Origin of the sequence: Myxococcus sp. CA051A (genome assembly GCF_013336705.1) — a bacterium.
Taxonomy (GTDB): Bacteria; Myxococcota; Myxococcia; order Myxococcales; family Myxococcaceae; genus Myxococcus; species Myxococcus llanfairpwllgwyngyllgogerychwyrndrobwllllantysiliogogogochensis.
On record NZ_JABUMS010000001.1, the window covers coordinates 208,845 to 235,218 of the forward strand.

A 26,374-nucleotide genomic window follows, 5' to 3' on the forward strand; every position below is an offset into this window, starting at 1 on the left:
AATGGCAACCAAGCGCAAGTCGACCCGGGCGTCCGCGCCCACCAGCGCGCCCGCCCCGGCGAGCGCGCGAGACGCGGGCAACACGTCCCTGGACGTGGAGGCCCTGCGAGAAATCGTCAACATCCTGGAGGCCTCGGACGTGACGAGGCTGGTGTGGAAGCGCGGGGAAGAGAAGCTCTTCATCCGCCGCGGCCACGCCCCGGAGACGACCATCGTCCACCACTCGGCCCCCTCGGCCGTCCAGGTGGGCCCGGCCGTCGAGTACACGGCTCCGTCGGCGCCTCGCGCCGCCCCGGTCGCCGCTGCCCACTCCGTGGCCACTGCTGCCCCCGTGGCCGAGAAGGCGCCGGAGAAGCCGGGCCACGTGGTCACCAGCCCCTTCGTCGGTACCTTCTATCGGACGCCGGCGCCGGATCAGCCCGCCTTCGTCGATGTGGGTTCGGTGGTGAAGAAGGGCCAGGTGCTCTGCATCATCGAAGCGATGAAGTTGATGAACGAAATCGAGTCCGAGGTGTCCGGTCGCGTGGCCGAGATCCTCGTGGAGAACGGTCGCCCGGTGGAGTTCGGCCAGGCGCTGTTCCGCATCGAGCCGGCTTGACGCGGCGCGCGCGCCTTCGCTTTTCGCGGGGCGCGCGCCCGAGCCGGCCGTTTCAGGAGACACCCCCGTGTTCAAGAAGGTGCTGATTGCCAACCGCGGGGAGATTGCCCTGCGGGTCATCCGCGCCTGCCGGGAGCTGGGCATCGCCACGGTGGCGGTGCACTCCACGGCGGACGCCAACGCCCTCCATGTCCGCTTCGCCGATGAGGCGGTCTGCATTGGCCCTCCGGCGTCCAAGGAGAGCTACCTCAACGTCCCGCAGTTGCTCTCCGCCGCGGAAATCACCCGCGCGGACGCCATCCACCCCGGCTACGGCTTCCTCTCCGAGAACGCCGAATTCGCCGAGGTGTGTGAGAACTGCAAGATCCGCTTCATCGGTCCGCGTCCGGAGATGCTGCGGATGATGGGCAACAAGGTCCGTGCGCGGCAGGCGGCGCGCGAGGCGGGCATGCCGCTGCTGCCCGGCAGCCCCGGCACGGTGAAGGACCCCCGCGAGGCGGAGGCGTTCGCCCGGGAGATTGGCTTCCCCGTCATCCTCAAGGCCGCCGCGGGTGGTGGTGGCAAGGGGATGAAGATCGTCCGCGAGCCGAGCGCGCTGGCCCAGGCGTTCTCCACCGCGCAGGCGGAGGCGGTGGCCTCCTTCGCCAACGGCGACCTCTACATCGAGCGGTACGTGGAGAAGCCGCGCCACATCGAAATCCAGATTGTCGCCGACGAGCACGGCAACGTCATCCACCTCAACGAGCGCGAGTGCTCGGTGCAGCGCCGGCACCAGAAGCTCATCGAGGAGTGCCCGTCACCCGCGCTCACGCCGGAGCTGCGGCAGCGGATGGGTGAGGTGTCCGTCCAGGCGATGCGCAAGCTGCGCTACAACAACGTCGGCACCATCGAATATCTGCTGGACGAGCGCGGCGAGTTCTACTTCATGGAGATGAACACGCGCATCCAGGTGGAGCACCCGGTGACGGAGCTCGTCATGGGCGTCGACCTGGTCCGTGAGCAGATCCGCATGGCCTACGGCCACCCGCTGCGCTTCAAGCAGGAAGACGTGCAGATGCGCGGACACTCCATCGAGTGCCGTGTCAATGCCGAGGACCCGATTACCTTCGCGCCGTGGCCCGGCAAGATTACCGGCTACAGCGTCCCGGGTGGCTACGGGGTGCGCGTGGACTCGGGGGCCTACGAGAACTACACGGTGCTGCCGTACTACGACAGCCTCCTGGCCAAGCTCATCGTCCACGCGGAGGACCGCGAGACGGCGATCCGCCGCATGCAGCGCGCGCTGGGCGAGTACGTCGTGGAAGGCATCCGCACCAACATCCCCTTCCACCGCGCGGCGCTGGCGGACGAGTCGTTCCAGGAAGGCAACTACGACACGCGTTTCGTCGAGCGTCTCCTGGCCAGTGAGACAGGTTCTCGCCGGCTGAAAAAAGCAGTCGAAGAGACGCCGTAGCACACGTCCGCCTACGTGGCGTTCCCGCCCGTGGGGCGGGCATGCAAGCAGGTGAGCTGGCCCCGGGGGGAGCCGGGCTGTTTCTTGACCCGCGTTGGAGGATTCCGTTAGCCTCCGACTCTCCCCCTTTTGAAGATAGAAACCCGCGAAGTTCCAAGGGGTTTCGGCTTTCCGGAAGCCCACGCTCGATGGACAAGAACAAGATCATCGAAGCCGCCGCGAAGCTCGTCGCGAAGGGCGCCTACGACAAAGCCATCAAGGAGTACCAGAAGGTCCTGGAGGTCGACCCGAAGGACATCCGGGTCCTCCAGAAGATGGGGGAGCTGTACGTCAAGAAGAACGACAACGCCCAGGCGGCGCACTTCTTCACGAAGGTCGCGGAGAGCTACTCCTCCGATGGGTTCTTCCTCAAGGCCGTCGCTCTCTACAAGCAAGTCCTCAAGCTCAATCCGAACCTGCTGGAGGTGAACCTCAAGCTGGCGGAGCTTCACCAGCAGCTCGGGCTGATGTCGGAGGCGATGGCGTACTTCCAGATCGTCGCCAACCACTACGACAAGGCGGGCGACACCAAGTCGTCGCTCGATACCTTGAAGAAGATGGTGGATCTCGACCCGGAGAACGTGGCGTCGAAGATCAAACTCGCGGAGCTCTATGCGCGCGAGAACATGACGCGCGAAGCCATCCAGGAGTTCAAGCGCGCCGCCGAGTACCTCAAGCGCAACAGCCGTGGCGACGACTGGGCCCGCGTGGCCGAGCGACTGTCCACGCTCGAGCCGGACAACCTGCCCCTGGCCAAGGAGCTGGCGTCCTCGTACTTGCAACGCGGTGACCAGAAGCGCGCGCTCGCGAAGCTGCAGGTGTGCTTCAAGGCGGACGGCCGCGACGTGGAGACGCTGTCGCTCCTGGCCCAGGCGTTCCAGGGACTGGGGCAGACGTCCAAGACGGTGTCTGTCTACAAGGAGCTGGCGAAGATCCACCAGGAGCGCGGCCGGCCCACGGAGGCGGAGGCCGTCTGGACGCAGATTGAAGTGTTGGATCCGCAGGACCCGGATCTGCTCGCCCGCCGCGCGCCCGCGCCGCAGCCCGCCGCCGCGCCGCAGCCTGCTCAGGCCCCGCAGTCCGCCGCCGCGCCGCAGCCCGCCGCTCGCGCCGCGCCGCAGCCCACGCCCCAGGCCGCTCCGGCTCCCGTGGCGCCGCCCGCGCAGCAGGGCGGACTGGCGCGCGAGCAGCTCTCCAAGCTGCTCACGGAGACCGACGTCTACGTGAAGTACGGGCTCCACGACAAAGCCCTGGAGCACCTGCGCAAGGTCTTCTCCGTGGACCCGGAGAACCTGGACGCGCACGAGAAGGCGTATCAAATCTATGTCGCGTCCGGGAACGCGGCGCAGGCGTCCGAGCAGCTGCTGAACGTGCTGCGACTGTGCACGCGCGCGGCGGACTCGACGCGCGCGCAGCAGTACCTGGCGACCATCCTCCAGCAGAACCCCTCCCACCCGGAGGTGCCGGCGTTCCTGTCGGTGCTGCGCGTGGAAGGTCCGGTGACGACGGCGCCGTCGGCCACGGTGGTGGAGTCGGTGGGCGAGGACGCCATCCTGGTGGACTCCAGCGACGACGAGGTCCTCGTCGCGCCGCCCCCCGAGGACGCGCTGCTGCACCCGCCCGGCGACGAGCTGGCGCTGGCCACGCTGCCCTCGAACGACTCCGACGAGGTCATCGACGACGACGGGGACGCCACCGTCGTCAGTGAGGAAGCGCTCGTCGGCGAGGCCATCACCTCGGGTGAGCACGACGTCTTCGACACGCCCGCGCCGGAAGACCTGGCCGCGGACTCCGCGGACGAGACGCTCGTCTCCAGTGACGACGACGGGCTGATGCTGACGGATGAGCCCGGCCTCGTGTCGTCGGAGGACGAGCCGCTCGTCGAGTCGGCCGACCTGGATGCGTCGTACGCCAGCGACGAGGGCCTGTCGCTGGGGGACTCGGACGACGAGGCCACGTCGACGTCGATGGCGGCGCTGTCGCTCGGAGACGAGGACGAACCGCCTCCGACGATGGTGCGCGCGCCCACGCGGGCCCTGCTCCAGGAAGCCGCGCCGAACACGCGCAAGCAGCCGGTGTACGTGGAAGAGGCGCAGCTCGACGTGGACGAGATGCCCACGCGGGTGGGCATCGCTCCGCTGGATGCCTCCATGCTCGACGAGCTGGAGGAGGCGCCGGGCTCGGACATGCCCTCGCTGGGGGATCCGTTCGAGGAAGAGGAGCCCACCGCCTCGCACGCCGTCGTGTCGCTGGACGACATGCCGACGGAGGACCCAGAGACCGACTTCGGCTCGGAGCCTCAGGTCGAGTCCGACTTCGAATCGGAGCCCCAGGACGAGACCGACTTCGGGTTGGAGTCCCAGGCCGAGCCCGACTTCGAGTCGGTGGAGGAGCCCGAGGAGGCGTCCGCCGAACTCGTCGCCGACAGCGCCAGCGAGGGTGACGAAGAGGAGCCGGCGGCCGAGGAGTGCGACGAGGCGGCCTTCTTCCTGGACCAGGGCCTGATGGAAGAGGCCCGCGAAATCCTGGAGACGGTGTCGATTGCCTTCCCGGGCCATGCGCGCGCCACCGAGCTGATGGAGCGGCTGGAGGCGATGGAGGCCAGTGGTGGGGCGGCGCCCGAAGAGGAGCCGCTGGAGCCCATCTCGGTGCCTTCCGTGCAGCCGGTGACGGATGCGGGCGCGGAGCGCGACGCGTTCGACCTGGCGGCGGAGCTGGCCGGCGAAATCGACAACCTGGGCGACGACACGGCGGCCGCGGCGCCCGCGGAAGAGGACTTCCAGTACTCGGTGGAGGAGGTGTTCTCCGAGTTCAAGAAGGGCCTGGCCAAGGTGGTGAAGCCCGAGGACGTGGACACGCACTACGACCTGGGCATCGCCTACAAGGAAATGGGCCTGCTGGACGACGCGCTCCACGAGTTCGAGGTGGCCCGGCAGGGCTGCGCGGGCACCAAGCGCGAGGTGGACTGCCTGACGATGATGGGCATGTTGCACCTGTTGCGCGGTGACGGCGGCTCGGCGGTGGAGACCTTCCGAGAGGGGCTCGCGAGCCCGTTCGCCACGGGTGAGGCGGCCAAGGCGCTCGGCTTCGAGCTGGCGACGGCCTACGAGGCGAACGGCGAGCCAGGCAAGGCGCTGTACCACTACCAGCGAGTGGCGGTGATGGACGCGAAGTACCGCGACGTGGGGACGCAGGTGTCCCGCATCGCGGCGAGTACGCAACCGGAAGAAGACCCCCTGCCGACCCCGGCACCCGCCGCGGTGAATGGCTCCAAGGCCCATGGTGCCGCACCCGCAGCGGCGGTGGCGAATCCCCCGGTGCCAGCGGCCGGCGCGCCCAAGGCGCGCAAGGTCGGTTACGTGTAGTTGCCCCCGAGGTCCGGCGAGCCCATGACGACCTACCTCGATTTCTTCGACCTCACCCAGGAGCCCTTCTCCAACGCTCCGGTGAGCCGCTTCTATTACAACTCGGCGCAGCACTCCCAGGCGCTCACCCGACTGATGCATGCGGTGAGCTACATGAAGGGCCTGTCCATCCTCGTCGGCGACATCGGCGCGGGGAAGACGACGCTGGCCCGCCGCATGCTCGATTCGCTGCCCGAGTCCGAGTACGAGGCCGCGCTGCTGGTCATCATCCACTCGGGCATCACCGCCAACTGGCTCTTGCGGCGCATCGCCCTGCAACTGGGCGTGGAGAACCCCGCGCAGGAGAAGCTGGCGCTCCTGTCACAGCTCTACCAGCGGCTCCTGCAAATCTACGAGTCCGGCAAGAAGGCCGTCGTCCTCATCGACGAGGCGCAGATGCTGGAGACGCGGGAGTTGATGGAGGAGTTCCGCGGCCTGCTGAACCTGGAAGTGCCGGAGCGCAAGCTCATCTCCTTCGTGTTCTTCGGCCTGCCCGAGATTGAGAAGAACCTGAAGCTGGACCCGCCGCTCGCCCAGCGCGTGGCCATGCGTTACAAGCTCGAGCCCTTCACCGCCGAGTCCACCGAGGCCTACATCAAGCACCGCCTCCGGCTCGCGGGCTGCCCGCGCATGCCGTTCTCTCCGGAGGCCCTGCTGGCGGTGCACGAGCACTCGTCGGGCTCGCCGCGTGTCATCAACACGCTGTGCGACAACGCGCTCTTCGAGGCCTTCCTCGCGCGCGCCGAGACGGTCTCCGCCGAGCTGGTGCATCGCATTGGAAAGAACCTGGGACTCCAGGGCATCAATGCGGCCGCTCCCGGAGCAGGCGAGCGGGCGAGCGCCCCGGCGACCCATCTGCCCCGAGCGTCGAACAACAAGCTCGATCTGGCGGAGATAGACCGTTACCTCGAAGGGCTGGGTAAGCTCTAGGGGCTTTGGCGACACAGAGCCGCAACGGTGCGCTTCGAGCGCTGCTGCTCGTGCTCCTCGTTCTATCGGGGAGTGTGCTCGCGTTGCGCATGCCCGAGACGTGGGAGGTGGCCTGCACCGTCGCGCGGCGGCACCTGCCGGACGTGCTCGGGCTGGACGTGGGCATCGGCCGGTGTGAGATGGATCCGCTCGGCTCGCGCGTGGTGGTGCACGGCTTCTCGCTCTTCCTCCCGGGCGAGGACACGCCGCTGGTGGCGGCGGACACCGCGGAAGTGCAGTTCGGGTTCCTGCGCCCCTTCTCCGGACGGCTGACGCTCGCGCTGGTTCGGGCCCAGCGGCCGCGCGTGACGCTGGATTTGTCCCAGCCCTCGACGGACCCGGCGAAGAAGTCGGAGGGCTGCTTCCTGGATCCACTCGAGCGGGTGCGGGTGTCCCACCTGGACATCAGCGGAGCGGAGCTGCGACTGGCGCTGCCCGAGGGCCGGCGCGTGGAGGTGGCGGACCTGGACGTGCGCTGGACGGAGCGCTGGGGCGTCATCGAGCTGGATGCGGAGGCGCGTCGCGGCCTCGTGCGGTTGGGCGCGGATGGCGCGGAGCTGGCGCTGCAGCGGCTGGCCTTCGCTGGCGCCTTGGACCCCGACGAGGCGCTGCTGGAGCTGGAGCGCGCCGAGGTGTCCCTGGATGACATCATCACCACGGTGTCGGGACGCGTGGACTCGCTGTGCCAGCCCCACCTGGCGCTGGACGCGCAGGTCTTCCTCCCGCTGCGCACGCTGTCGCAGGCGAAGCTCCTGCCGAAGCCCGCGACGGGGCACCTGTGGAGTCGCGTGTCCATCGCCGGCAAGCCGGAGTCGCCCGCGGTGTCGCTGGAGCTGTCGGGCAACGGCCTGGGGTACGACAGGTTTGGCCCGGCCAACATCTCCGCGCGCCTGTCGTACTCGGGCGATGAGCTTCGGGTGGAGGAGGTGGTGGTGCCCGTGGGTGCAGGCCGGGTGCGCGCCACGGGCAAGCTGGGGCTGACGCCGCTGTTCCCCCTCGAGGTGAGCCTCAAGACGGAGGATGCGTCATTGGCGCGCATCCTCGACAAGGCGGGGGTGAAGGGCGCGTGGGTGGACTTCGCGGCTTCGCTCGACGCGCAGCTCACGGGCAACCTGCTGCCGCGCTTCTCGCTGTCGGGACCGCTGGATTTGCGCACCAGCCGTTTCAAGCTGGCCACGCGGGCCTATGACGCGCCATCGACCGATGGAATCACCATCCTGGAGTTCGACAAGGGGCGCGCGCAGGCGCAGGTGAAGCTCCAGGCGGACCGCGTGTCGTTCAATCACGTCTCCGCGGAGGTGGGGCGCTCACGCGTCCAGGGCGACGTGGGGCTGCTCATCGGCGGCGGGCTGGGGCTCGACATCCACGGACAGGGCGAGCTGGACCTGGCGGACTTTGGCCACATCGCGGGCCTGAAGTGGGCGGGACGGGGCAACGCCACGTATTCAGTGACGGGGCCCGTGTCGCAGGTGAAGGTGGAGTCCGGGCTGTCGTTCCGCGACTTCGTCTTCTGGGGCTTCTCGCTGGGCGTGTTGCAAGGGAAGCTGAGCTACTCCGACGGGGTGTTGGCCTTCCCTTCGTTCACCGGACAGAAGGGGCGCACGCAGTACTACGGCAAGGCCGGCGTGGGCTTCGGACGGTTGCTCAACCTGCGGCTCGAGGTGAATGTCCCGCAGGGACGCACCGAGGACCTGGTGGACGTGGTGGCGGGCCTGACGCCGTCGCTGGCGGTGATGCAGGGCACGCTGGGTGGCACGGCTTCGGGCCGCGTGGAAATCGACAGTCCCATCGAGCGACTGGAGGGGCTGGTGGCCTTCGACGTGAAGGACACCACGTACTACGGACGCCGGCTGGGGGATGGCTCGGCGCGGCTGCGCTTCGTGGACGGCAAGGCGATGGTGCTCGAGCGCACGGAGCTGCGCGGTCCACTGGGGCGCACGTGGGCGGAGGGCACGCTGCTGTTCGCGGGAGGGCTGGATTACCGCTTCGGTGGAGACGGCCTGTCGCTGGCGGAGACGGTGGAGCCGGAGCTCGCGCGACGCATGGGCATCCAGGGGACGATGGTGATGGACGGCGTCGTGTCCGGAACCTCCGACGTGCCCGTGGTCGACGTCACGCTGCGCGCCCCGCGTGTGACGTTCGCCGAGCGCGGCCTGGGCGCGATGGACCTCACCGGGCGACTGGTGGGCAAGGACCTGGAGGTCTGGGGCCGCCCCTTCCAGGACGCCAACGGCCGCGTGAAGCTCAGGGTCCAGGACTCGTGGCCCTATGACGCGTCGCTGACGCTGTCGCTGCCGGAAATCCGTCCGCTGCTTCCCTCGGAGCCGCTGTGGGCAGGCGTGTCCGGCGCGGTGTCCGGCGCGCTCACGGCGAAGGGGCCGCTGATGGAGCCCGAGGCGGCGCACGTGCGGGCGACGGTGGACAAGCTCGTGCTGTCCCGCGACGACGTGCGGGGCGAGAACACGGCGCCCATCAGCCTCGCGTACGAGAAGGGTCGGTTTGAGGCGCAGCCCTTCCGCTTCCTCGGGCCGTACGTCGACCTGAACCTGGGCGGCTGGATGACCACGCGCGGGGGAATCGGCTTCACCCTGCGCGGCGGCGGAGACCTGCGCCTCCTGGAGTCGCTCCTGCCGGCGATGGTGGAGCGCTCCACGGGCCGCGTCACCGTGGACGCGGAGGCCACGGGCACGCTGGAGGCGCCGTCCGTGGTGGGCAGCGCGGAGCTGCTGGACCTGCGCCTCGCCATGCGGGACTTGCCCGTCAACATCCGAGGCATGTCCGGGCGCGTGGAGATGACGGGGCAGCGGCTGCTGCTGGAGCACCTGCAGGGGCAGCTCAACGAGGGACGCATCTCCGCCCGCGGCGACGTGCGGCTCGCGCGCTTCATGCCCCAGCGGCTGGGCCTCACGGTGCAGCTGGACGAGGTTCCCTACCGCCTCACGGAAGACCTGCCGGCGACGTTCTCCGGGCTGCTCCAGGTGGTGGGGCCGCCCCGAGGCTTCACCGTCACCGGCGGCATGGACATCGTCAAGATGCGCTACCAGAAAGCGCTGGATGTGGAGTCGCTGCTCAAGTCCATGCAGAAGCGCGCCAACGTGGCGTCGGCGGCGAACGTCATCGCGGGCGAGCAGCAGAAGCCCTGGGTCATCTGGGACGTGAACGTCCACTTCGGCGACGTCCTCGTGGACAACAACCTGGCGAAGGCGCGGATGCTGGGGGACGTGCGGCTGACGGGCACGGACCTGCGGCCGGGTCTCCTGGGCCGGGTGGAGCTGGCCGAGGGCAGCCAGGCGTTCTTCCGCAACAACCCCTTCACCATCAGCCAGGGGCAATTGGAGTTCCAGGACCCCACCAGCCTGGAGCCCGTCTTCGAGGTCCAGGCCCAGACGCTGGTGCGCGAGTACGTGGTGAAGCTGCACGCCTTCGGCAAGCCCTCGGACCCTCAGGTGCTCCTGTCCTCGGAGCCGGCGCTGGTGGAAGGCGACATCGTCTCCCTGCTGACCCTGGGCTTCACCTCGTCGGACCGGGACACGGCGGCGTCCGCGGGAGCCGGGCTGGCGGCCGAGGCCCTCTTCAACGTGTCGGGGCTGGACCGGCAGGTCCAGCGGTTCCTCCCCAGCAATCCGGTGCTGCGGGATTTGTCCCTCCAGATTTCCACGACCTACAACGACGCCACACGTCAAGCGGAGCCCACCGCGCAACTGGAGTCGAAGTTCCTCAGCGAGCAGCTTAAAATCGGTATGACTCAACCGGTGAGTGGGCGAGGAACGCGGGCGCGTGCCGAGTACCGCTTCGACGACAGACTTTCCGCGCAGGCCCAGTGGGACAACGAGAACAGCGAAGCCTCGTTTGGCAACCTCGGGCTCGAGCTGAAGCTGAGCTGGGAGGTCGAGTAGCCCGCGCCGCCATGGCGCTGGCACTGGGGCTCTGCGTCCTGTGCGCGGGCCTGGCGCGAGCCCAGCTTCGCGAGGTCGACGTTCCCGGGCCGGAAGTGGTGGCCGTGGAGCTGCACCTGCCGGGCGGTGTGGACGGGCAGGGGCTCAGCGGACTGGTGGCGGTGCGCAAGGGCCAGTCGTTGACGCCCGCGGCAGTGCGCCGCTCGGTGGAGCGACTGTGGGCCACGGGGCGCTTCGCGGATGTGGTGGCGAGCGTGGTGGACGTGCCGGGTGGGGTGCGCCTGGTGTTCCAGCTCACGCCCGTGTCGAGGCTCGCGCGGCTGCGCTTCGAAGGCAACGCGGTGCTGTCGGACGGGGAGCTGCTGGATGCCAGTGGCCTCCTGGAGGGCGGCCCCCTGGATGGCGAGGAGCTGGAGGGGGCGGTGTCCTCCGTGCTCCAGGCGTACCAGCGCAAGGGCTATGACTCCGTGAAGGTGACCGCGCGGCAGGAGCCGGTGACGGACGGCGTGGCGGTGTTGCTCCTCGTCTCCGAGGGCCAGCCGACGCGCGTGCGACAGGTGAGCTTCTCGGGCAGCCCGGGGCTGCCGCTGCCGCGCCTGCTGGAAGTGCTGGCGATGCCGCCGGGCGACGTGTTCGACCGGGCGCGGCTGGAGTCGGGGCTGGACCAGCTGCGTGCGCTGCTGCGTGAGTCGGGCCACTGGAGAGCCCAGGTGGGTACGCCCTCGGTGCTCGTGGAGGGCAGCTCCGCCTCGGTGGCGGTGCCCCTGTCAGCGGGGCCTCGGTATTCGCTGCGCTTCCATGGCAACCACCGCTTCTCCGCGGAGATTCTGGAGGGTGTGCTGGCGCATGACGCCGCGGAGCCGCTCGACGAGGTGGTGGCGGGACGGCTGGCGCGGCGGGTGGAGTCCTTCTACCGGCACCGTGGCTTCCACGACGCGAAGGTGCGCTCGCGCGAGGTGGTCCGGCCGGACGGAGAGGTGGCCGTGCTGGCCTTCGACGTGGACGAGGGCCAGCCCCTGCGCGTCAACGAGGTCCGCTTCCATGGCAACGCCTCGCTCGGCTCGGGGACGCTGAGGGAGTTCCTCGCGGAGCGCATTCGCGCGGGCGAGCTCCAGCCGGAGCTGGACCTGCGACTCCAGGACGACCCGCTGGATGCGGAGGGTCGCCATGGCCGTCGCGCCGCGGCGATGGAGCCCGTGCCGGACCCGTCCACGGTCTACGTGGAAGAGGCGTGGCTGGAGGCGACGGAGGCGATGAACGAGGCGTACCGCGAGCGGGGCTTCCTGTCCTCGTCCGTGGTGTTCCGTGGGCTGACGGTGGATGCGCGCACGCGGACGGCGGTGGCGGACTTCGACGTGGAGGAAGGGCCGCAGGCGCGCGTGACGGAGGTCCGCTACGAGGGGCTGCCGGAAGGTACGGCGCGGCTCTCAACGGGGGCGGGGGTGGGGGGGGTGCACAAGGGCCTGCCCCTGAGCTTCGAGGCGGTGGAGGCGGCGCGCCTGTCCCTGGAGCGAGGGTTGGGGCAGCAGGGATATCTCTTCGCCCGCGTCACCACGGAGTCGTCCGTTGGAGAGGACGGACGGGCGGCGACGGTGGTGTTCCGCGCGGACGCGGGGCCCCAGGTGAAGGTGGGCAAGGTGCTGGTGCAGGGGCTGACGCGCACGGACCCGGACCTCATCATGGCCAACCTCAACCTGGAGGAAGGGCAGCCGCTCGCGCTGGAGGCGCTGACGGAGGGCCAGCGTCGACTGGCCCGGTTGGGGTTGTTCCGACAGGTGGATGTCTCGCTCGCGGACCCGACTCGCCGCGAGCCGTCCAAGGACATCGTGGTGACGGTGCACGAGCGGCCGCGCCTGGATGGGCAGGTCTCCGGTGGCTACTTCCTCGTCGACGGTCCTCGCATCACCCTGGACACGACGTATCGCAATCTCGATGGGCTGGGCTTGAGCCTGCTGGCCCGCGGGAAGGTGAACTACGCGGGCTGGAGCGCGGAGGCGCTGTCCGCGGACCGGCGCATCGCCTGTCAGCAGTCCGGAGGCGCGGCCTCCGCGGGCTGTGACGTGGAGCTTCAGGGGCTGGCGGGCCTGGGAGGTCGTGGCAACCTGGCGCTGTCGCAGCCGCGCCTGTACTTCCTGCTGCCGTTCGAAGTGGGCGCGCGACTGGATTTGATTGCCGAGCGCGTGCACCGGCCCTCGTATGTGTCCGCGCGATTCGCGGCGGCCGCGGCGCTCGACTGGGCGGTGACGTCCTGGTTCAACGCCTCGCTGTCGTACGAAGTGGAGAACAACCGGCTGCGCTCGCGCGCGGGCGTGCTGGAGTTGCTCAACCGCGCCGACCAGGAGCGGCTGCGCTACCCCTACGGCGACTTCGCGCTGCATTCGCTGCGGCCGTCCATCACCCTCGACTTCCGGGACGACCCGGCGAATCCCCGGCGCGGCCTGGTGCTCATCAGCAGCGCGGAGCTCACGCGAGGCATCAGCGTGAAGCCCACGGACGTGGCGGGCAATGCCGTGGCGGCGTTCCCCATCAACAGCGTGAAGCTGGCGAGCAACCTGAGTGGCTACATTCCCCTGGGACGCAGGGCGAGTCTGGCGCTGTCGGCGCGCGCGGGGACCATCGTCCCGCTGGAGCCGGGCGCGCAGACCATCGGCTCGAAGTTGTTCTATCTGGGTGGCTCGTCGAGCCTGCGTGGTTTCCGCGAGGACGGTGTGTTGCCGGAGGACGTGCGCGAGGCGCTGCATCAGCGACTGCGGGATTGCCGCTCGCTCATCAGCCCGTCGGGGTGCTCGGGAGAGCTGAAGGCGGTGCTCGCGGGGCAGGTGCCGGGGAGCCAGGGCGGTGAGCTCTTCACGCTGGGCAAGGCGGAGCTGCGGGTGCCGGCGCTCACGTCGCTGGACCTGGGGCTCTTCCTCGAGGCGGGCAACCTGTGGTTGGACCGGACGCGGTTGGATTTTGAGCGACTGCGCTACGCGGCGGGCGTGGGCCTGCGGTACGTGACGCCGGTGGGCCCGCTGGCGTTCGACGTGGGCTTCAACCTGGACCCGGATGAGGAAGTGAACGAGGCGCGGACGCAGTTCCACTTCAGCATCGGTACGTTCTGAGGAGGCGGGATGCGCGGGTCCGCATGGCTGACGGCGCTGGTGGTGGTGGCGTGGGGCGTGGGGTGCGGCCACACGGAGGACGCGGCGATGAAGCCGGAGCGCCCCAAGTGGATGCCTCCGGAGGGAACGTGTCCGAAGGGCGCGCTCGTCCAGATGGAGCGGCTGGGGTTGAAGCCAGGGGACAAGGTCCCCGTCATTGTCGATGCCATCCAGGACCATCCGGGTCCCGCCCGGTACAACTACAGCTTCGTGATTGCGCTGCCTCGGGACGACGGGGAGAAGAAGCTGCCCGGCGCGCGCATCGGTGGACGGTTGTACGTGACGAAGCACCGGGTGTTCGGTCGCTATGACCGGGTGTTCCTGCCGGAGAGCGGCGCGATGTCGGTGCCGTTCTGCGGCATCCTGTTGGATGCGCGGTGGGACCGTGACGGCGAGGGGCTGATTGCCTACCCGAGCCCGATGAAGGGCTTCTCCGTCGTGCAGGACAACACGGGCGTCATCCTCGTCGTGGACCAGTACCCGTGAGCTGTCGCGCCTTCCCGTGAGGTACAGTCCGGGACGTGTTCTACGCGTGCGTCCGGGCCGTGGTGGCGGTGTGTCTGCGACTCTTCTACCGGGTGAAGGTGAATGCACCCGGCGCCGAGCCGGAGGGCCCGGTGTTGTTCGTGGGCAACCACCCCAATGGCCTCATCGACCCGGCCCTGGTCTTCATCCTCACGCGCCGCAAGGTGACGTTCCTGGCGAAGGCGCCGCTGTTCCGCATGCCCGTCCTCGGCTGGCTGCTCAAGGGACTCGATGCGCTGCCCGTGTACCGCAAGCAGGATGACCCGACGAAGATGGGGGGCAACGAGGGCACGCTCGACGCCGCCAAGGGCGCGCTCGTGCAAGGCCGCGCCATCACCATCTTTCCCGAGGGGAAGAGCCACTCCGAGCCCGGCCTGGCGGAGCTGAAGACGGGGGCCTCGCGCATCGCGCTGAGTGCCGCGAAGGAAGGTGCCCCGGTGCGCATCGTTCCCGTGGGCCTCACCTACGCGGAGAAGCACGTCTTCCGCAGTGAGGTGCTCATCGACGTGGGCCCCGCCATCGAAGTCGCCACCTTCCTTCCCGCGGATGCCGCCTCGGAACCTGATTCCGTGCGCGCCCTGACCGAGCGTATCGCGGAGGGGCTCCGCGCCGTGACGCTCAACCTGGAAGAGTGGGCGGACCTGCCGCTCGTGCAGCTCGCCGAGCAGCTCTTCTCCTTCAAGCAGAGGGGAACGCTGGACGCGGAGCGGCTGCGCCTGTGGGCGCGTGGGGTGCAACTGTTCCGCGCCCAGGAGCCCGAGCGGTTCGAGGACGTGCGCACCCATCTCGCGTCCTTCCAGCGTCGTCTCGCGCTGGTGCACGCGGAAGGGCCCAAGGACCTCGCGCTCGTCTACCGCACAGGCAACGTCGTCCCCTTCGTCGTGAAGAACCTGCTGGCGCTGGTGTTCGGCCTGCCGCTCTTCGCGCTGGGACTGGTGCTCTTCTGGCTGCCCTACCAGGTGCCCAGGGTGGCCAGCCGCAAGGCCGAACTCGACGTGCAGGCGACGGTGAAGTTCCTCACGGCCTTTGTCGTGGCGCTCGTGTGGTGGGCCGCGCTCACTGTCGCCGCGGGATTGTGGGGAGGCACCTTCTGGGCGCTCCCGACCTTCCTCATCGTGCCGCCCCTGGCGCTGTTCACGCTCTACTTCGCGGAGCGCTGGGATGTGCTCCGGCGGGACATCGACGTGTTCTTCACGCTGGGCAACCGCGCGCGCCTCAAGGCCCTGCTGCTCTCCGACGGAGAGCGGCTGGCCGCGGAGGTGGAGCGACTGGCGGAAGAGTACCGGCCGAAGGTCGACGCCACCGTCAGGCGGTAGCGCGCTCTCCGCACCGCAGCATCCGGATGCGGAGGGGTGCGCCCCGGGTAGGGCACCCAGCCGTCAGGCCGTAGCGCGCTCTCGCGGCACGGCCTCGCGGAACAGCCGTGCGCCGATGAGCAGGGCCACGCCGCCCAGCAGCACGGGCAGGGCATTCACGGCGATGGCGGTGCGCAGGTTCGCCGCGTCGGCGATGTTGCCGATGAGCGTGGGCGAAATCGCGTCCCCCAGCAGGTGGATGCACAGCACGTTCAGCCCCATGGCGAAGGCGCGGAACGCGGGTGGCACGCAGTTGACGATGGCGGCGTTGATGGGGCCGCTGTTGAGGAAGATGAGGAACTGCGCCACGCCCATCGCCGCGAGCGCGGGTCCCACGTCCTTCAAGTTGACGGCGAGGTACATGCACGGCGCCGCCAGCAAGAGGCCGATGCCGGACATCCACAGTCCACCACCCTCGCGCTTGCGGTCCATCTTGTCGCCCAGCCATCCGCCGGCCACCGTCCCCAGCAGGCCCGCCACCGCCGTAATCGCGCCGAAGATGAAGCCGGAGCTGTCCGCCGCCATCCCTCGCTCGCGCACCAGATAGGTCGGCATCCAGAAGCCCAGGCCGCCGATGGAGAACGTCATCAGCGTGTAGCCCGCCGTCACCGCCCAGAAGGCCGCGTTGCGACCCAGCCCCTTGAGCCCCACCATGAAGGGCAGCTTCGCCGCCGCGTCCGGACCATCCATGGCCCCGCGCTTCGGCTCCGGCATGAAGAAGGCCAGGGCCCCCAGAATCAGGCCCGGCACGCCTCCCGCGAAGAAGGCCACGTGCCACGAATAAGCCTGCGTCAGCCACCCGCCCAGCCCGTAGCCCGCCGCCGCGCCCACCGGAATGGCGATGTAGAAGAACGCGAGCATCCGGGTGCGCTGCTCGCGCGGGTACAGGTCGGAGATGATGCTCGGCGCCACCGCGCCATAGCCCGCCTCGCCGATGCCAATCACCGCGCGCGCGACGAGCAACGCGATGAAGGACGTGGCCAGTCCACTCGCCCCCGTCGCGAGGCTCCACAGCAACACCCCGCCCGCCACCAGCAGCCGGCGTGGATACCTGTCACCCAGGAAGCCACCCACCGGGGAGGCCAGCATGAACACCACGATGAACATGGTGCCCAGCAGCCCCGCCTGGGTGTCGTTGATGCCGAACTCCTTCTGGATGCCCGGCAGCGCCACCGCGACGATGTACCGGTCCAGGTAGTTGACCAGGTTGATGAGCGTGAGGACGAGCAGCGCGTACCCGGCATTCGCCGCGGGAGCGATGGGCGCGGTGGTCGGGGAGGGGGAGAGGCTCACGGAAGACGTGCTCATGACCGGGCCGCCCCGGCTCCGAAGCGGTGCGCGAGCAGTCCCCACCTCAAGCCCCTGTCACTCACGCGGCATCCGTCCAATCCCAGCGCCCTCACCGACTCCAGCAGGATGATGGCGCCCGCGGGGATGACGTCCGCGCGCTTGGGCTGCATGCCCGGCAGCGCTCTGCGCTCTTCCAGTGGCATCTGGCACAGCCGGTCCGCCAGCGCGGTCAGCTCGCCCACGGACAGCGTGCCGCCATGCACCCGCTCCGCGTCATACGGGTCGATGGCGTGTCGCACCGCGTACAGCGTCGTCACCGTGCCCGCGACGCCCACCAGCCCCGAGGCGGGAGGTGGCGGCGGCAGCGTCTTGAAGGTGTCGCGCAGGTGCGACTCGATGCGCGCCCGGTCCTCCGAGGACATCGGGTCGGAGCGCACGAAGCGCTCGGTGAGCCGCACCGCGCCCACGTCGAAACTGTGCCGGAACTCCACGTGGCCCGCGGGATTGCCGAAGATGAACTCCGTGGAGCCTCCGCCGATGTCCAGCACCAGCAGGGGCCCCGCCGCCTCGCCCGCGAAGTCCGAGTACACCGCGGCGAAGGACAGCTGCGCCTCCAGTTGCCCGGAGATGATTTCCACCGTGACGCCCGCGCGCTCCTTCGCGGCGGAGAGGAACTCCGCCCCGTTGCTCGCGTCGCGTGCCGCGCTGGTGGCGGACACCGCGATGTCCTCCGCTCCCAGCTCCCGCGCCTCGCGCGCGAAGGCCTCCAGCACCGAAAGCGTGGCCTCCATGCCCTCCGCCGACAGCCGACGGGTGGCGTCCACGCCACGGCCCAGCCGGGTGATTTCCGCGCGCTCCCGGACGGCCTCGAAGCGGCCCTCCGCCGTGCGTTCCGCGACCAGCAACAGCACGGAGTTGGTACCGATATCGATGGTGGCGAATCGCGGCATGCGCGCAAGCCTACTCAACGCAGGAGCGCTTCCAAAGCGTCCGCCAGCGCCCGGTACTCCTCTGGCGTGTTGTAGAGCTGCGCGGACACCCGGACGTGACGGTGGGGCGGCTTGGGCCAGGCGACGATGGGCACCTCGATGCGGTACTCGTCGAACAGGCGAAGGTGGACCGGGTCCAGGTAGAGGGGCGGCTCGGGCTGCTCCGGGTAGCCTGCGGACAGGGTGACCACCGCCATGCTGCCCACCATGTCCTCGGGGCAGGCGGGGGCGGTCTTCATCCGCTCGCACAGCAGTGCGCGCGCGGCCAGGGCCTTGCTCCGGTTGGCCGCCATCACCTCGGGCCAGCCTCCGGGTAGCAGGCCACCCACCACTCGCAGCGCTTCCGGGACACAGAGCGCGGCGGTGGGGTCCATGGTCCCCGTCCAGTCGAAGAGGAGCCGGAAGCGGGAGCGGTCCGTGCGGGGCGAGTTGCGCCCATGGCTCACCGCCAGGGGCGTCATGCCCTCCTGCAGGTCGCGGCGCACGTGGAGGAAGGCCGCTCCCTTGGGGGCGCACAGCCACTTGTGGCAGTTGCCCGCGTAGTAGCCCGCGCCCAGCGAGCGCAGCGACAGGGGCACCATGCCGGGCCCGTGCGCGCCGTCCACCAGCGTCTCGATTCCCTTGGCTCGCAGCTCGGAGATGAGCCGGGCCAGGGGCATCACCAGCGCCGTCTGGCTGGAGACGTGGTCCACCAGGAACAGGCGCGTGCGGGGCGTCACATGCGCGAGCACCACGTCCACGATGGACTGCGCGGAAGTCACGGGCCAGGGGAGCTTCGCCACCACGACCTTCGCGCCCCACTGCGCCGCGACGAAGTCCAGCGCGTTGCGACTGGCGTTGTATTCGTGGTCCGTGGTGAGCAGCTCGTCACCCGGCTCGAAGCGCAGCGAGCGCAGCACCGTGGTGACGCCGCTGGTGGCGTTGGCGACGAAGGACACGTCCTCCGCATCCGCGTCGACGAAGTCGGCGAGCGTGGCCCGGGCCTCGTCCAGCAGCGGCTCGATTTCGCGGTGGAGGAAGCGGACGGGCTCGGCCTCCATGCGCGCGCGCAGCTCCGACTGCTTCTGGAGCACGGCGGTGGGGCACGCACCGAAGGAGCCGTGGTTGAGGAACAGGACCTCGGGGTCCAGTCGCCAGTGGGAACGGAGGGGGGCGCTCATGCGCGGGAACTGGACCCGAGCACGCGCCCCCTGTCAACGCGCCACGAGTCCTACGGCTGCGCGTCCGCGAGCGGCGCCCAGTCGGGCGTCAACAGCGTGCCCTTTTCCGCCCGGAGGGGGAGCTGGTTGTTGCCGTCCGCCGTCATCACGAACAGCTGCGAGCCGCCTGCCCGGGTGGTGGAGAAGAGCACCAGCCGACCGTTGGGCGAGAAGGCGGGCTCCTCGTTGTTGCCCTGGTCCTGCGTCAGGCGCGTCACCTTGCCCGACTCGACGTGGATGGTGAACAGGTCGAACGCGTTGCGCTCGTCGCGCGCGGTGAAGACGATGAGGTCGCCGCGCGGAGACCAGTCCGGCGTCTGGTTGTAGTTGCCCTGGAAGGTGAGGCGCCGCACGCCCGAGCCATCCGCGCCCATGATGTAGATTTGAGGGCTGCCACCCCGGTTGGACACGAAGGCGATGCGCTTGCCGTCGGGCGACCACGCGGGGCTGGTGTTGAGGCCGTAGGGCGTGTCAGTGATGGCCTTCGCGCCGCTGCCGTCGGCGCCGGACACGTAGATTTGCGCGCTCTCTCCCTCGGCCAGCGAGTACGCCAGGCGCTTGCCGTCCGGAGAGAAGGCGCCACCGGTGGCCATCTGCCCGGCGGAGACCACCGAGCGGGCTTCGCCACTCGGACGCTGCACCCAGATGTCCGGCCGGTTCTTCCGGTAGGACGTGTACGCCACCTGCGCGCCGTCCTGGCTCAGCGAGGGGAGGATGTTGATGCCGCCCTTGGTGAGCGACACGGGATTGCCGCCGTCCCAGTCCGCCACCACCACGTCGCGGTTGTTGCCCGCCTTGCGCACGTAGGTGATGCGCGACAGGAAGGGGCTGGGCTCGCGGGTGAAGTGCCGGTACAGCGCGTCCGCCAGCCGGTGGGCCAGCAGCGACGGGTTGTTGGCCGGCGCGTCCTTGGCGACCTTGAGGTCCTCGCGGCCGGTGCCCACGTTGAACAGGCGCAGCTCGCCGCGCAGCGTGCCCGCGTCGTCCGCGAGCGACACCTTGACGAGCGCCTCGGCGCCCACGTCCGCCCAGCGGCTGAAGGTGATGGTGCCGGCGGCCATGCCTTCCTTGGGGTCGGCCGTGAAGCTCTTGCGGTCCAGCACCTGGAGGATGCCGGAGGCCACGAGGTCGAAGTTGAACGCCGTGTCGAACGTGTTGGCCTGCGCCTTGGCACCCTCGTTCTGGGTGATGGGCGCGGGGACCGCCACGGGCAGCGGGCGGAAGTTGGCGCCGGAGATTTCGATGGTCGGCGTCTGGGCGAATGCCGCGAGCGGCACGAGGACGAGGGAGAGGAGCAGGGCTTTCATAGGGCGTTGAACATCAGGTTGACGCCGTTCTTCTGCAGCGCGTCTCGGAGGTGGTCGGGAGGAGGCGAGAAGGGTGAGGCCTTGCGCACGGCGTTGAGGACCGCCGCGTCGAACAAATCGTTGCCACTGGGCTTGGTGAGGCTCACGTCCAGCACCTCGCCCGCGCGGCCCAGGCGCAGCGCGACGAGCGCCTTGAGGTGCAGACGCTCCGATTCGGGGATGGTGTCCGCGACGCTGTAGTTGCGCCGCACCTGTGCCTGGAGCATCCCGAAGTAGCGCTCGCCCTCGGCGGTGGCCGAGTCGCCGTCCGCGTCTCCATCCTCGGCGCCCTCGGGCTCTTCATCCGGCGACGCCTTGGCCGTCTTGTCGAAGGCGCCGAAGAGCCGCTTGCGGCGGTCCTCGCCTTCCTTCTCACCCTTCACGGGCGTGGGCTTGGGCGCGGAGGAGGGCTCCGGCTTGACGCCGGGGATGGGCACCGCGACGGCGGCGGAGGACGGCGGAGGCGGCGCTTCAGGCGCGGGCTTGGGCGCGTTCACCTGCTTGGGCGGCGGTGGCGGCTGCTCCTTGCGCGGCAGGAGCTTGGCGTCGCGGGGCTTGCCCAGGCGCACCAGCGTGGCGCGGATGGGCTGCGCCGTGAGGTCCACCGGGGGCGATGCGTTGAAGCGCGCATACAGCACCGCGGCGAGCAGCAGGGCGATGTGCCCCACCACCGACGCGATGACGAACGGCGACACCCGCGCGGAGCGATTGACGAGCAGGCTGTGGCTCACCGCGGAGTGCATGGGCTAGCGCTTCGCCTCCTTCGGCTTCTTCGAGGTCGACGAGGTGTTGGACGTCTTGGCCCCCGTGGAAGGGTCCGTGATCATCCCCACATTGTTGATGCCCGCCCGCTGCGCGGCCGCCATGACCTCCACGACGGTGCCGTAGGGCACGTCCCGGTCGGCGTGGAGGAACACTTCTTTATCGGCCTGCACCTTGGCGTTGGCGGCGAGCTTCGCCTCCAACTCCTCCAGGGGCACCTCGGCGTCGCCGATGTAGACCTTCTTGCCCGCATCGATGGAGAGGACCACCTTCTTCTCCGTGGCCTCCACGGGCGCGGCCTTGGTCTCCGGCAGGTTCACCTTCACGCCCTGCTGGATGAGGGGCGCGGTCACCATGAAGATGATGAGCAGCACCAGCATCACGTCCACCATGGGCGTGACGTTGATCTCGCTCATCGTGGTGCGGCCACCACTGCGATTGCCTCCGCCCATTCCCATGGTCGCGCCCGCCTAGCGGAAGAAGTGACGCTTGATGATGTTGAGGAAGTCCGCGGAGAAGTTCGACATCTCCGTGTCGAACACCTTGATGCGGCTGACGAACGAGTTGTAGGCGACCACGGCCGGAATCGCCGCGAACAGGCCCGCCGCCGTGGCGAACAGCGCGTTGCCCACTGGCGCCGCCACCGTGGCCAATGTCGCATTGCCCTGCTCGGCGATTTGATTGAAGGCGCTGAGGATTCCGATGACGGTGCCGAACAGGCCCACGAAGGGCGAGGCCGCGCCGACGGTGCCCAGGAACGACACCCGCGCCTCCAGCTCCGTGATTTGCGACGTGGAGGCTCGCATCAGCGCGCGCTCCACGTTCTCGATTCCGCCCAGCCGCTCCGCCATGGCGCCCTCGGCGCCGCCTTCCTTGGCCTGGGCCAGCTTGGACAGCTCCTCGTAGCCGGCGCAGAAGACCTTGGACAGGGGCGAGGCGTCGAGCTTCTGGGCCGTCTGGTAGATGGCCTCCAGCCGGGACGCCTTCCAGAAGGTGTCGAGGAAGGTGAGAGACTGTGCGCGGGCCTTGGCGAGCTGGGTGGCCTTCATGGCGATGAGGGCCCAGGAAGCCACGGAGACACCCATCAGGAGCAGCAGGACGGCCAGCTCGATGAAGGAAGCGTCGCGGATGATCTCCACGTAGTTCATGGCGCCAAGCGCCAGGGGCAGGTGGGGCGTCATGAGGTGGAGCGCGTAACACTCCGCTACAACTGGGTCAAACAAACGGGGACGGGGGCCGGTTGCCTGCTTGAAGTTGCTTGGCCGTACGGATGAATAATTCCCGGAGAGGGTCGTCAGAGGTGACTGAAACGGGCCGAACACCTCAACACCCCACGGACAGGTTGCCCCCCATGAACTCCAGACTGCTGGTCGCTCTCCTCTGCCTGGCGGCGGTCTCCACCGGCTGCATCATCCACGGCGAAGACGACTACGACGAGCCCATCTACCCGGGCGACGCGACGTTCCGCTGGACCTTCGGCGGACTGCGCTGCGACGAGGACCGCGACATCAAGGGCGTCAACATCACGATTCCCGGCGAGCGGCTGGCCAACGACGGCCAATACGCGTGTCAGGCCAACGGCTTCGACGGCATCGTCCTCCACGACTTCGCGCCGGGCATCTACAGCTTCAACGTGGAGGCGATCAGCTACACCAACGAGGTGCTCTACGAGGCGAGCGGCACCTTCCGCGTGGATGGCGACGTGACGGTGAGCATCGACCTCGCGCCGCTGGGCGCCCCGCCGTCCTTCGCGTACGTGAACTGGCTGTTCCCGGCGAACTCCAGCAGCGGCAACCCGAACTGCAACCAGGCGGGTGTGGCCTTCGTGGATGCCCGGGTGGATGGTGGGCAGTGGGCGCGCTTCGACTGCACGGCGGGCCATGGCGGCAACAGCGTGAAGACGCCGTACCTGGACCCGGGTGAGCACGACCTGGAGCTGGTCGCCCTCGACTCGCAGCAGCGCACGCTGTACGCCCACAGCGGGCGGTTCTCCACCCGCTACGGCGAGCCGACGTCGTACACCGCCACCCTTCGCACCACGAGCAGCGGCGCCACCATCCGCTGGGAGTTCGTGGAGGGGTCGAGCAGGCTGGGCTGCGGGCAGGCCGGCGTGACGCACGTGGAGGCCCGCATCGATGGGGGCGAATGGGTCCGCTTCAGCTGCTCGGAGGGCAGCTCGGGCGCCAGCGTCACCACGCCCACGCTGAACGCCGGCAACCACGACCTGCAGCTGGTGGCCGTCGATGGGCAGAACCGTCCCTGGTATTATTACAGCGCGCAGTTCTCGATTCAGTCCGGCGAGACGAAGCAGGTGCTGGCCCCGATGTGGGTGATTGGCGGGGCGTCCATCAAGTGGGAGCTGCGCGCCGGTGGCTCCGCGCTGAGCTGCTCGCAGGCGGGCATCACCGAGGTGGCCATCAACTTCCGCGATGTCTTCACTGGGGAGCTGGTGTACGGCATCGTCGGTGACCGGCACGGCTGCAACGACGCGCCGGTGGTCTACGAGTTCCTCCGCCCGGGCCGCTACGAGGTGGAGATGTACGCGAAGGCCGGCAACGGCACGGAGTACTTCTCGGTGAACGACAGCGTGTTCATCAATGTCGATGGCCACGTATTCCCGGGAGCGAGCAGCGCCGCGCTGGTGTCGCTGTTCCCGTAGTCGAGCCCGCTCGCTCGTGGGGTGAAGAAGAGGGTCGGGGCCACGTGCCTCGGCCCTCTTCGCGTTGCGGGGAGCCCGTGGCGTTGGCATCAAACGTGATAGGGACACCGGACATGCGGCAAGGCAGCCACAGTCCCATTGGCGTATTTGATTCAGGTGTCGGAGGGCTCACGGTCCTCAAGTCCCTCATGGAGCACCTCCCCCACGAGAGCACCGTGTATCTGGGGGACACGGCCCGGGTGCCCTACGGCACCAAGTCCGGCGAGGTGGTGACGCGCTACTCGCTGAAGAACGCGGAGTTCCTGCTGGAGCGCGGCATCAAGCTGCTGGTGGTGGCGTGCAACACGGCCTCCGCCGCGGCCCTGCCCGCGCTGGAGGCGGCGCTGCCGGTGCCGGTGGTGGGCGTCATCCAGCCAGGAGCCCAGGCGGCCCTGGAGCGCACGCGAGGCGGCGGAGTGGGCGTCATCGGTACGCCGGGCACCATCCGCTCCGGGGCCTATCAGCGCGCCCTGGAGACGGCGAACCCCGGGGTGCGGGTGAAGGCCCGCGCCTGTCCGCTCTTCGTGCCGCTGGCGGAGGAGGGATGGACCACGGGCGACGTGCCCCTGCTGACGGCGCGTGAGTATCTGGGGGAGTTCGCCCGGGAAGGCGTGGACACGCTCGTCCTGGGCTGCACGCACTACCCGCTGCTCAAGGGCGTCATCGCGGAGGTGGTGGGGCCCCAGGTCGCGCTGGTGGACTCGGCGGAGGCCACCGCGCTGGCGGTGGCGGCGCTGCTGGCTCGCAAGGAGCTGCTGGCGCCCGCGACGACGCGTGCCCCGTCTCACGCGTACTACGTGACCGACGTTCCCGAGCGCTTCATGGAAGTGGGGGCGAGGTTCCTCGGCAGGCCCATCGATGCCGCCGAGCAGGTCGACCTGAAGTTCTGAGTCCCTGGCGTCGGGGGAGGCGCTCCGCGCGGCACGCGGGCCTCACCCCTCGGCGGTCCATCGCGTGGACCTCGCTCGAGTCATCGGAACACGGGCGTCTTCCGCCCGTGGGCCGGCTCAGGCGGATGGGCGGGTGGTGGCCGTGGCGGGCGGGGCTTCTTCCGGCGTGGTGGCCTTGGTGAGCAGCTCCTTGGCGGCCTGGACGACGGGCGCCTCGGCGGCGACCTGGGCCTCCACGAGCGCGCGGGCGGCCTCGTCACCGATGTCGTCCTCGCGCGGCACCAGGCCGGTGACACGCGTCACGAGGCGCTCCGCCAGGGGGAAGAAGTGCACCAGGTTGAGCGGCCAGTTCAGCCAGCCCACGGTGATGCAGTAGTACTTGTTGAAGGGCGCGGTGTGGTGGATGCGGTGGTGCGCCGGCGGCAGGATGAGGTGCACGCGCTGCAGGAAGCCGATGATGGCCGGCGGCGAGTCCATGTGCGACCACTTGTGGAACTGGTTGGTCGCCATCACCCAGAAGATCATCGCGCCCAGGAAGCTGGCGCAGAACACCCAGCCGGAGCTGCTCAGCGGCATGGACACCGCGGCCACGGCCACGGGAAGGGAGATGAGGCAGTTGTTGCCGTTGGTCTCCACGAAGTCGTGGCGGGTGATGGCCTTCTCGTCCACGTGGTGCTCGCGGAACGGGCGGATGAGGGCCTTGCCCAGAATCGGCATCTCCGTGGAGCCCCACGTGTCGCCCATCCAGTGGACGAAGCCGGAGACGAAGTCCGCGGCGAGGTAGCCCAACAGCACCGCGCCCAGGAGCAGCCACGGGCCGCCATGCGGGTTGTTGTAGAGCCGGTACACCAGGAACAGCTCCAGCGCGATGAAGCTGACGATGGCGCCAATCTCCATGGCGCGGATGGCGGGTGAGTAGCCTCCGGCCAGGACCTGGGCGTCCTGGAGGCGAACCTTGTTCTTGATCTCGTTCGTCTTCTTCATCCGTGGAGTCCTGGACGTTGGCGCCGCTGACCACCGCACCGCATGTTCTGTACGTACCCCAGCCGCTTTCGGCTTTTCAACGGACCGGGGTCGCGTTCTCACATGAAGGGTGGGCTGCATGGCAGGCGGGCGTCGTCCGCAAGAAATGCGCGGGGTCAGCGGCCAGGCTCCCCTGGCGCGACATGCGGGGTTGACGCTTACCTTGTGTCGTGGGGAAGCGGCTGGTACGGTCCGCCCACTCGGCAATGACGAAAACCTTCGAGAAGGCCGTCACCGGCTTCAACCACAACATCAAGCACAAGGGGAAGGTTTACCACGTCCAGACCGAGGACTCGGGCGTCAACAATCCCCACATCATCACCCACCTGTTCGTGGGCGGTAACATCCTCGCGTCCAAGAAGACGTCCTACTCGGACATCCTCAACGCGGAGAATCTGGCGGAGGTCGTCCGTGAGTTGATGGAGGAGCAGCACAAGGAGATGCTGCGCAACCTCATCAACAACGTGTACGACAACTTCGAGTCCACGGTCCGGCACTATCAGCCCGGTCAGCTGGCCTCGGAGGCTGAACAGGCCCACGCGAAGCTGCAGCCCGGTCAGCCGATGGCGCCCAAGCCGGTCGTCGTCGCTCCCGTCGCGCCCCTGCCTCCCGCGCTCCCCCCCGAGGTCGCCGCTGCTCGCGCCTTGAAGGAGAAGCCGAAGATCAACGAGGTCGGCGTCGAGACGCTGTTCGGAGAGGACCTCATCTCCGAGAAGAGCCTCGACGAGGTCATCCTCAGCTACCTCGCCGGAGAAGGCGACCAGTAGCCCCCCAGCTCCCCGGTGGCGTCTCGCCCCG

Annotated in this window: 19 protein-coding genes; 11 read left to right on the top strand and 8 right to left on the bottom strand. The window is 69.1% G+C overall.

Annotated elements, in window-relative coordinates; translation table 11 throughout:
* Position 1: 1 nt before the first annotated feature.
* The 8 genes from accB to HUA74_RS00805 all read left to right on the top strand — a co-directional run bounded on the left by accB (position 2) and on the right by HUA74_RS00805 (position 15,340).
* Positions 2-598, top strand: coding sequence for an acetyl-CoA carboxylase biotin carboxyl carrier protein (gene accB, locus HUA74_RS00770; RefSeq protein WP_174453027.1), 597 nt, complete (start codon positions 2-4; stop codon positions 596-598).
* 67 nt (positions 599-665) lie between these two features.
* Positions 666-2,051 carry an acetyl-CoA carboxylase biotin carboxylase subunit gene (accC, locus tag HUA74_RS00775; RefSeq protein ID WP_141642879.1) on the top strand — a complete coding sequence of 462 codons (1,386 nt, stop codon included), beginning with the start codon at positions 666-668 and terminating at the stop codon, positions 2,049-2,051.
* Between the two features lie 188 nt (positions 2,052-2,239).
* Entirely contained in the window at positions 2,240-5,455 is a 3,216-nt protein-coding gene (locus tag HUA74_RS00780) for a tetratricopeptide repeat protein (RefSeq protein ID WP_174453028.1), read from the top strand.
* A 24-nt stretch (positions 5,456-5,479) separates the two neighbouring features.
* The gene (locus tag HUA74_RS00785; RefSeq protein WP_141642877.1) at positions 5,480-6,424 is read left to right on the top strand and encodes an ExeA family protein; all 945 of its coding nucleotides are present in this window, start codon (positions 5,480-5,482) and stop codon (positions 6,422-6,424) included.
* Positions 6,425-6,429: 5 nt separating this feature from the next.
* Entirely contained in the window at positions 6,430-10,359 is a 3,930-nt protein-coding gene (locus HUA74_RS00790) for a translocation/assembly module TamB domain-containing protein (RefSeq protein WP_174453029.1), read from the top strand.
* A gap of 11 nt (positions 10,360-10,370) precedes the next feature.
* The gene (locus HUA74_RS00795) at positions 10,371-13,460 is read left to right on the top strand and encodes a POTRA domain-containing protein (RefSeq protein WP_174453030.1); all 3,090 of its coding nucleotides are present in this window, start codon (positions 10,371-10,373) and stop codon (positions 13,458-13,460) included.
* Between the two features lie 9 nt (positions 13,461-13,469).
* The gene (locus HUA74_RS00800; protein WP_174453031.1) at positions 13,470-13,985 is read left to right on the top strand and encodes a hypothetical protein; all 516 of its coding nucleotides are present in this window, start codon (positions 13,470-13,472) and stop codon (positions 13,983-13,985) included.
* A gap of 35 nt (positions 13,986-14,020) precedes the next feature.
* The gene (locus tag HUA74_RS00805; RefSeq protein ID WP_174453032.1) at positions 14,021-15,340 is read left to right on the top strand and encodes a lysophospholipid acyltransferase family protein; all 1,320 of its coding nucleotides are present in this window, start codon (positions 14,021-14,023) and stop codon (positions 15,338-15,340) included.
* Positions 15,341-15,403: 63 nt separating this feature from the next.
* Here HUA74_RS00805 and HUA74_RS00810 read toward each other — a convergent pair whose 3' ends face one another.
* From HUA74_RS00810 to HUA74_RS00840, 7 genes are read right to left on the bottom strand one after another with little or no spacing between them, the layout of a single operon-like run.
* Entirely contained in the window at positions 15,404-16,687 is a 1,284-nt protein-coding gene (locus tag HUA74_RS00810) for an MFS transporter (protein ID WP_174453033.1), read from the bottom strand.
* Positions 16,684-17,619, bottom strand: a complete 936-nt coding sequence (locus HUA74_RS00815) for a Ppx/GppA phosphatase family protein (RefSeq protein WP_174453034.1) — start codon at positions 17,617-17,619, stop codon at positions 16,684-16,686. The genes HUA74_RS00810 and HUA74_RS00815 overlap by 4 nt, the downstream gene beginning before the upstream one ends.
* A gap of 14 nt (positions 17,620-17,633) precedes the next feature.
* On the bottom strand, positions 17,634-18,818 hold the full coding sequence (locus HUA74_RS00820; RefSeq protein WP_174453035.1) for an aminotransferase class V-fold PLP-dependent enzyme: 1,185 nt from the start codon (positions 18,816-18,818) through the stop codon (positions 17,634-17,636).
* A gap of 50 nt (positions 18,819-18,868) precedes the next feature.
* Positions 18,869-20,164, bottom strand: a complete 1,296-nt coding sequence (locus HUA74_RS00825) for a DPP IV N-terminal domain-containing protein (protein WP_174453036.1) — start codon at positions 20,162-20,164, stop codon at positions 18,869-18,871.
* Positions 20,161-20,946: an energy transducer TonB gene (locus HUA74_RS00830; RefSeq protein ID WP_174453037.1), complete on the bottom strand. Its 786-nt coding sequence runs from the start codon at positions 20,944-20,946 to the stop codon at positions 20,161-20,163. Before HUA74_RS00830 ends, HUA74_RS00825 begins: the two co-directional genes overlap by 4 nt.
* Positions 20,947-20,949: 3 nt before the next feature.
* Positions 20,950-21,423, bottom strand: coding sequence for a protein TolR (tolR, locus tag HUA74_RS00835; RefSeq protein WP_141642867.1), 474 nt, complete (start codon positions 21,421-21,423; stop codon positions 20,950-20,952).
* Positions 21,424-21,435: 12 nt separating this feature from the next.
* Entirely contained in the window at positions 21,436-22,146 is a 711-nt protein-coding gene (locus HUA74_RS00840) for a MotA/TolQ/ExbB proton channel family protein (RefSeq protein WP_141642866.1), read from the bottom strand.
* Between the two features lie 170 nt (positions 22,147-22,316).
* Between HUA74_RS00840 and HUA74_RS00845 the strand changes: the two genes are divergently transcribed.
* Together HUA74_RS00845 and murI are read left to right on the top strand one after the other, a co-directional pair.
* Positions 22,317-23,624 (top strand): hypothetical protein, encoded by a 1,308-nt coding sequence (locus tag HUA74_RS00845; protein ID WP_174453038.1) that lies wholly within the window; start codon positions 22,317-22,319, stop codon positions 23,622-23,624.
* Between the two features lie 113 nt (positions 23,625-23,737).
* The gene (murI, locus tag HUA74_RS00850; RefSeq protein WP_174453039.1) at positions 23,738-24,553 is read left to right on the top strand and encodes a glutamate racemase; all 816 of its coding nucleotides are present in this window, start codon (positions 23,738-23,740) and stop codon (positions 24,551-24,553) included.
* A gap of 117 nt (positions 24,554-24,670) precedes the next feature.
* Here murI and carF read toward each other — a convergent pair whose 3' ends face one another.
* Positions 24,671-25,537: a plasmanylethanolamine desaturase gene (gene carF / locus HUA74_RS00855; protein WP_141642863.1), complete on the bottom strand. Its 867-nt coding sequence runs from the start codon at positions 25,535-25,537 to the stop codon at positions 24,671-24,673.
* Between the two features lie 245 nt (positions 25,538-25,782).
* Here carF and HUA74_RS00860 point away from each other — a divergent pair, with 245 nt between their 5' ends.
* On the top strand, positions 25,783-26,343 hold the full coding sequence (locus tag HUA74_RS00860) for a nickel-dependent hydrogenase large subunit (protein ID WP_141642862.1): 561 nt from the start codon (positions 25,783-25,785) through the stop codon (positions 26,341-26,343).
* The last annotated feature ends 31 nt before the right edge of the window (positions 26,344-26,374 follow it).

What these genes read in the sequence shown, in the direction of transcription:
- accB (WP_174453027.1), top strand. Translation starts at nt 2, where the DNA reads ATGGCAACCAAGCGCAAGTCGACCCGGGCGTCCGCGCCCACCAGCGCG.
- HUA74_RS00780 (WP_174453028.1), top strand. Translation starts at nt 2,240, where the DNA reads ATGGACAAGAACAAGATCATCGAAGCCGCCGCGAAGCTCGTCGCGAAG.
- HUA74_RS00785 (WP_141642877.1), top strand. Translation starts at nt 5,480, where the DNA reads ATGACGACCTACCTCGATTTCTTCGACCTCACCCAGGAGCCCTTCTCC.
- HUA74_RS00795 (WP_174453030.1), top strand. Translation starts at nt 10,371, where the DNA reads ATGGCGCTGGCACTGGGGCTCTGCGTCCTGTGCGCGGGCCTGGCGCGA.
- HUA74_RS00800 (WP_174453031.1), top strand. Translation starts at nt 13,470, where the DNA reads ATGCGCGGGTCCGCATGGCTGACGGCGCTGGTGGTGGTGGCGTGGGGC.
- HUA74_RS00810 (WP_174453033.1), bottom strand. Translation starts at nt 16,687, where the DNA reads ATGAGCACGTCTTCCGTGAGCCTCTCCCCCTCCCCGACCACCGCGCCC.
- HUA74_RS00815 (WP_174453034.1), bottom strand. Translation starts at nt 17,619, where the DNA reads ATGCCGCGATTCGCCACCATCGATATCGGTACCAACTCCGTGCTGTTG.
- HUA74_RS00820 (WP_174453035.1), bottom strand. Translation starts at nt 18,818, where the DNA reads ATGAGCGCCCCCCTCCGTTCCCACTGGCGACTGGACCCCGAGGTCCTG.
- HUA74_RS00825 (WP_174453036.1), bottom strand. Translation starts at nt 20,164, where the DNA reads ATGAAAGCCCTGCTCCTCTCCCTCGTCCTCGTGCCGCTCGCGGCATTC.
- HUA74_RS00830 (WP_174453037.1), bottom strand. Translation starts at nt 20,946, where the DNA reads ATGCACTCCGCGGTGAGCCACAGCCTGCTCGTCAATCGCTCCGCGCGG.
- tolR (WP_141642867.1), bottom strand. Translation starts at nt 21,423, where the DNA reads ATGGGAATGGGCGGAGGCAATCGCAGTGGTGGCCGCACCACGATGAGC.
- HUA74_RS00840 (WP_141642866.1), bottom strand. Translation starts at nt 22,146, where the DNA reads ATGACGCCCCACCTGCCCCTGGCGCTTGGCGCCATGAACTACGTGGAG.
- HUA74_RS00845 (WP_174453038.1), top strand. Translation starts at nt 22,317, where the DNA reads ATGAACTCCAGACTGCTGGTCGCTCTCCTCTGCCTGGCGGCGGTCTCC.
- murI (WP_174453039.1), top strand. Translation starts at nt 23,738, where the DNA reads ATGCGGCAAGGCAGCCACAGTCCCATTGGCGTATTTGATTCAGGTGTC.
- carF (WP_141642863.1), bottom strand. Translation starts at nt 25,537, where the DNA reads ATGAAGAAGACGAACGAGATCAAGAACAAGGTTCGCCTCCAGGACGCC.
- HUA74_RS00860 (WP_141642862.1), top strand. Translation starts at nt 25,783, where the DNA reads ATGACGAAAACCTTCGAGAAGGCCGTCACCGGCTTCAACCACAACATC.